The 5,659-nt window shown below is 64.8% G+C and carries 6 protein-coding genes; 1 reads left to right on the forward strand and 5 read right to left on the reverse strand.

Annotated features, from left to right (window positions below):
• On the reverse strand, window positions 1-657 hold a 657-nt coding region (locus DYI24_RS19960; protein ID WP_164573549.1), incomplete at its 3' end, for a S8/S53 family peptidase.
• Between the two features lie 244 nt (window positions 658-901).
• Here DYI24_RS19960 and DYI24_RS19965 point away from each other — a divergent pair.
• On the forward strand, window positions 902-2,650 hold the full coding sequence (locus DYI24_RS19965; protein WP_164573550.1) for a hypothetical protein: 1,749 nt from the start codon (window positions 902-904) through the stop codon (window positions 2,648-2,650).
• Between the two features lie 56 nt (window positions 2,651-2,706).
• On the opposite strand, the gene DYI24_RS19970 is transcribed toward DYI24_RS19965, so the two are convergent.
• The 4 genes from DYI24_RS19970 to DYI24_RS19985 all read right to left on the reverse strand — a co-directional run.
• Window positions 2,707-3,429 carry a hypothetical protein gene (locus tag DYI24_RS19970; RefSeq protein ID WP_164573551.1) on the reverse strand — a complete coding sequence of 241 codons (723 nt, stop codon included), beginning with the start codon at window positions 3,427-3,429 and terminating at the stop codon, window positions 2,707-2,709.
• Window positions 3,430-3,553: 124 nt separating this feature from the next.
• Entirely contained in the window at window positions 3,554-3,808 is a 255-nt protein-coding gene (locus DYI24_RS19975) for a hypothetical protein (RefSeq protein ID WP_164573553.1), read from the reverse strand.
• 188 nt (window positions 3,809-3,996) lie between these two features.
• A complete protein-coding gene (locus tag DYI24_RS19980) occupies window positions 3,997-4,770 on the reverse strand; it encodes a thioesterase family protein (protein ID WP_107346753.1) in 774 nt (257 codons plus the stop codon).
• Between the two features lie 159 nt (window positions 4,771-4,929).
• The coding region (locus DYI24_RS19985) for an NAD(P)H-dependent flavin oxidoreductase (RefSeq protein ID WP_164573552.1) at window positions 4,930-5,659 on the reverse strand (730 nt) is incomplete at its 5' end.

Consider the following 5,659-nt stretch of genomic DNA (forward strand, 5'->3'; position numbering starts at 1 on the left):
TCGCTGCACCACTCGGCCTTCCAGGGCCGCGCCGGATACGCTGGTGCCGGGAATAGCGATTCCGATATCGCCGAGGTCACGGCATTGGCCGCCGAGGAGCTGGCCGACACTGTCGAGGGCTGCGACCGGCAGCAAGTTCAAAGCGCCGCAACGACGGAGCAGAGTGGTGCAGCCTTTGCTGCCGGCGCTGGTGACGATCAGCGTGTTGCTGGCGTTGCACTTGGCGACCGCGTCCGCCAAGGCGAAGCCCGGATACCAGGGGCGTTCGAACGCACCGGCACCAATCAGGATAATGTCGGCGCCGTGATCGAGCGCCCGGGTGATCGCGTCGGCCAGATCGGCCTGTCCGCACACCGATCGTGCGTCACTGAAGATCGGTGCCAGCAGCCCGCGGCACATCGGCGCGATGCCCTCCACCGACCGGCAGGGTTGCCCGAAGAGGAGGCTGGCCAGGTGGGTGGCTTGTGCGCTTGGGGGGGCGTCGTCGCCGGTGTGCTGGGCGACTGCGGTGTTGAGGGGCTTGAGGGGCGCGCCGATGAAACAATCATGGGTGCGGTCGACCAATCCGTCGAGCAGCGCCACGGTAACATCGCGCTCGCCGCCGCCGAACGCGAACAGAAGCTCCTGGTGGAGCTCGCTTCCAGACACGCCAACCATAACCCCGCCCGTATCTTCCGCCGTTTCACATACGATGCACTCGCATGTCGTTGCTCGCTCGCCCGCTGCAACCGACGGTAATGCTTCTCTTTGTTTCTCAATTTTTCAATTGGTCAAGAGACATCTTGCATATTCCCTTATTGGGTCTAGTTCCGCTTCCTTATCGATCGGCCTCTAGCGTGAAAATGGCGTGATAGACGCGTGAAAAGTGCTATTTTGACCGGAGAGGCAGGAAGGATACGGGATGACGGCGGCGAATTCGGAGCGATATGCGCTTCGGCTGCTTGGACCCTTCGAGCTCACGGCGCCGGCCGGGCGCCGGGTCGAGATCACCAGCAAAAAGGGCATCGCCGTTGTCGCAATGCTCGCCTTGTCGCGTGACGGCGCACGTGCCCGCGGCTGGCTGCAGGATCGGTTGTGGGGTAGTCGGCGCAAGGCCGAAGCAGCCGGCAGTCTGCGCCGCGAACTATCGAACCTGCGCAAGCTGCTGAACGCGGACGGCGCCGAGCTGCTGGTCAGCGACCGCGATCGTGTACGGCTACGCACCGACCTGATCGACATCGACCTGTTCGCCGCGCGCCCCGGCCGGGCCGCCGGTGAGCTGTTGGAAGGTCTCGATATTCCGAGCGAGCGCGGCTTCGGCCAATGGCTGCATGAGCAGCGCGACGCGCTGGTGCCGCCGGCGAACGATGTCGTGGTCTCGGCGGTGGCCGGCGGCGCGACGACGCTGCCGACCCATATCGTCGACATCTCGACGCCGCCGGTGGGCTTCGCCGGCCGGCCCGCCATTGCGGTGCTGCCGTTCGCCAACGCCACCGGGGACGAGGCGCTGGACTACGTGGCGGAAGGTATCGGCGAAGAACTGATCGTCGGACTGTCGCGCATCCGCTGGCTGCCGGTGATCTCGCGCAACTCCAGCTTCTCGTTCACCGAGCGGGATGACCGCAAGCTGATCGGCCAGCGCCTCGGCGCGCAGTACCTCGTCGAGGGCCGGCTGTATCGTGCTTACGACTCCTATGGGGTGTCGGCCTCGCTGGCCGAGGCGATCACCGGCTATTCGCTGTGGTCGCGGCGCTTCACGCTGCAATCGCCGGCGGGGCATGATGAACTCGTGCAGTTCGTCAACGAACTGGTGGCGCAGCTCGAAAGCCGGATCGACCACGCCGAGCAGATCCGCATTCGCGGCAAACGGCAGGACAAACTGGGCGTCAGCGATCTGATCTGGCGCGGCCGCTGGCATCTCAACCGGCTGACGCGCGCCGATTCCGAAATGGCGCAGAAACTGTTCGCCGAAGCGCTGACGCTCGATCCCAATTCACCCGAAGCACTGATCCAGGCGACGGCAGCGCTGGCGTGGTCGATCTGGGCCGGCCGCCAGCCGCAGGATCAGATCCTGCGGATGCGCAAGCTGGCGCAGCAGGCAATGCTGGCCGATCCGGACGACGGCCGCGGCTTCATGCTGGCCGGCATCGCCGAGATGTGGCTGCGGCATCCGCTCGAGGCAAAGAACCTGCTGAAGCAGGCGATCACGCTGACCCCGAGCCTGGCGCTGGCGCATGCTCAGCTCGGCGGTTGTTTCAACCTCGCGGGTGAGCCCTATCGGGCGATAGTTCAACTCAAGACCGCGATGCGGCTGTCGTCGAACGATCCGAACATCTTCTATTCGCTGGGCGAGTTGGCGCTCGCCTACACCATGCTGAGACAATGGCCGGAAGCGATCGAGCATGCCACGCTGGCGCTCGCGCGGCGCCCTGCCTATTGGTACGCGCACGTTTTGAAGATCAACGCGCTGGCTCGGATGGGCCAACTCGACGGGGCGCGGATCGCTTGCGACGAGCTCCTCGCCATCAAGCCGAACTTCTCCAAGCGTTTTCTGGATTGGCTGCCGTTCGTCGATCGCACCTGGGTCGATCACTTCGTCGAAGGACTGAAGTTGGTCCCCGGACGGCCGTCGGATTGGCCGGAGCGCGACAGTCAGGAATCCGCCGCGTAGGGATGGGTCGGTCAAACGCCGGGATCAGCGGCGCGTCTGCGCCGGCTGCTATCGCCTCAGATCTGCTGCGCGACCTGTTCGAGGCCCATGGCGCGAGCGAGCTTACGTACTTCCTGCTTCTGATCTTCGCGCAGCTGGAACAGCAGCGGCATCGCCGCGTATTTGAGCTGCTGCACTTCGGCGCTGTCCGGATCGATCGCTGGTGTGCTGCTGTCGCGGCCGCGCGTGGTCGCATGCAGCTTGCGGCCGATGGCGCGCAGCGCCTGCTCGACTGACGGCCAATAGTACTCCTGCGACGACGACAGATTCAGGCGGGTCTTGATCTGTGCGATCTGGCCGTCGCTCAGCAGCGCTTCCTTCGCGGCAGGCTTGGGCTTCGGCTTTTGGACCGGAGTGGTGGCGATCACCGGCGGCAGCTTGGTGGCGGCTTTCGGTGCTGCGACGCTCGGCTCGGAAGCCGCGGCTTCCGGGATTGCGGCAACCGGCAGATCATCCGCCGCGTAGGCGAGCTGCAGCGGCTTGGCCGGCGCGGTCGCGTCTGCCGTGGCGATCTGGTCTTCGGCGGGCTGTTGTTGTGCGGCCTGGACTTCAGGTTCGTCGGATTGCAACGCGACTTCGAGCTTGTCGGCCTTGAATTCGCGGTTGCTGACGGGACGCTCGACCGCGGCCACGCCGGCCAGTCCCGCGGCGGGAACGCTGGCGCGGGCCAGAATGCTGGCAGCGGACGCGCTCGCCAGGAGCACGCACACCAGCGCAGAAAGAGTGACGGTCTTGGTCAAGCTGATCTCCGTCGCGGCGACGAATGGACGTTCGTATCGCGCAAGAATGCAGAGGAAATATGGCTGTTAGTGGTAACTATGAGCAGTTCCGCGGGGCGCCTGGTTCCGTATCCCGGGCGTTCGATCAGGCTGCCGCGTACATCGGCATCTCGGCCAGCTCATAAGCTTCCTGAATATCAGCAACGATCTCGGAAGCTTCCCACAGCGCGTCGGCTGCGACCGACTGGATGCTAATCGTCCAGTTGCCGCCCTTGCGGGTGCGCGGCGTCCCGACGATTTCGAAGCGCACGTCGCGGCACAGCGGATGGCGATGCAGCGCGTGAGCGACCCGGATGCGGAGTTCGTCGAGGGTCGCGGAAGTCTTTTCGACATGCAGCATGGCGAGGTCCACTTCGGCTGTGGTGTACGCCAACGATGCAGGATCAGTCGTCGAAAGGGCCCCGCATCGCGGCGGCCCTATTGATGTGCCAGGATGGTTAATGCGGTGTTAAACTGATTCTGAGGGCTTGGCCGCCTCGTTGAAATACCTGGAGTGATCCCTGCTATCCACAGGCCTGCGCCGTCAGCTCAGCGCTGTTCGACCACGAGGTTCTGGATCGCGCGGCCGAAATAACCGTGGACGTCGGCGAGCTTCGACGATGCGATGCCTGCTCCGTCCGGCCCCAACCACATCTCGGAGTTCAGCAGCACCCAATCGCCGACCGGCTGCCGCGCGAAGAACACGTTGAGGTCGGCGTTGATGAAGGTCCAGTGCTTGAAGTCGAGGATCGACGAGGTCGCGTTGCTGAAATCAGAGGCGACCACCGCGCGCATCGCCTGCGAGGTCGGTTGCCCTTCGACTAGGGCGCGGTCGGCGCGATACCAGGTTGCGCCGGGGCCGATCTCGCCGAAGCCGCCATAGACCTTGCGCAGCGACATGCCGCCGACGAACGGATTGCGGGTGAAGCCGGGGTCGAGCACCGGGCAGTCGTCGGGGTGCGGCACGTCGAGCGGCGGATGCTCGATATCGTCCGGCAGATCCGGCGGGGCGACGCGGATCTTCAGCACGGTGGCGCCGACCACGATGACGCCCTTCGAGAGCAGCCGCACGGCGCAGAGCTGAATCTTGCGGCCTTCGCGCAGTACTTCGGTTTGGTAGGTCAGCGGTCCCACCGGGACCGGGCGCAACAGGTCGACGGTCACCCGTGAGATCTGCATCGGCGACGGGGTCGGGATCTGTTCGGCGAGGTAAGTAACCAGGGCAGACGGCGGAGAGCCGTGCTGCATCGTCGGATCCCACGGTCCGGCCGCGTTCGGGCTGGTTTCGATATTGATGCCGTCGATGCGATAGATGGAGTCCATGCGGTGACTTCCACGAGCTGAGCTGACGAGATCGGAAGCTCTTCCCGATCATTGCGAGCGAAGCGAAGCAATCCAGAGCGCGGTGCGCCGAGCTGGATTGCTTCGACATTTCACTCCTCGCGATGACCTGAGTGAGCGGAGGAGACGACGGTTATTGCCTCACAGCGGCGGGTCGATCGCCTCGTCGTATTCCTTCTTGAAGCGGGCGATCAGTTCGCCGGCCGGCAGCACGTCGTTGATGCTGCCGATGCCCTGGCCGGCTCCCCAGATCTCCTTCCAGGCCTTCGGCTTGGCACGCTCGCCGGCTTCATCGGTGCCGAAGTTCATCTTCGACGGATCGGACTGCTCGAGATTGTCCGGGTCCATGCCGGCCGCAACGATCGACGGCTTCAGGTAGTTGCCGTGCACGCCGGTGAACAGGTTGGAATACACGATGTCGTCGGCGCCGGAGGTGGTGATCATCTCCTTGTAGCGGTCGACCGCGTTGGCTTCCTTGGTGGCGATGAAGGCCGAGCCGATATAGGCGAAGTCGGCGCCGAGCACCCGGGCGGCGCGGATCGCGCGGCCGTTGGCGATCGCGCCGGACAGCGCGATCGGGCCGTTGTACCAGGCGCGCGTTTCGGTGACGAAGGCGAACGGAGATTGCGTGCCGGCATGGCCGCCGGCGCCGGCCGCGACCAGGATCAGGCCGTCGGCGCCTTTCTCGACAGCCTTGTGGGCGAACTTCTGGTTGATGACGTCGTGGAAGACGATGCCGCCCCAATTATGCGCGGCCTGGTTCAGCTCTTCGCGGGCGCCGAGCGAGGTGATCAGCATCGGGACTTTGTGCTTTTCACAAAGCGCGAGGTCGGCATCGAGCCGGTTGTTGGATTTGTGCACGATCTGGTTG

Origin of the sequence: Rhodopseudomonas sp. BR0C11, from assembly GCF_010820945.1 — a bacterium.
Lineage (GTDB): Bacteria > Pseudomonadota > Alphaproteobacteria > Rhizobiales > Xanthobacteraceae > Rhodopseudomonas > Rhodopseudomonas palustris_H.